Here is a 255-nt window from a genome sequence, read left to right on the forward strand (position 1 = left end):
CGGCACCGGGAAGACCTGGCCAGCCTGCTGGAACACTCGGCGGCGGAACGCGCGCAGCGCGCCCGCGCCGTGATGGATGCGATCGAGACGCTGCGGCATCTGCCGGTGCCCGCGCCCATGGTGACGGACGACCTCGAGCGCTGGCTGCCGGCGCGTGCCGCCGGCGCCATGAAAGCCCATGGCTTCAAGACCCTGGCCGATCTGACGGTGCGAATTCCGCGGCGCCGGCGCTGGTGGACGGGCATTCCCGGCTTG

The 255-nt window shown here is 72.5% G+C and carries 1 protein-coding gene; it reads left to right on the top strand.

The genetic code is table 11. The annotated features are described in order from the left end of the window. Positions 1–255, top strand: a 255-nt coding sequence (locus NFX52_RS30675) for a phage integrase family protein (protein ID WP_289781657.1), incomplete at both ends; no start/stop codon positions are given.

Origin of the sequence: Acidovorax facilis, from assembly GCF_023913775.1 — a bacterium.
GTDB lineage: Bacteria > Pseudomonadota > Gammaproteobacteria > Burkholderiales > Burkholderiaceae_C > Acidovorax > Acidovorax facilis.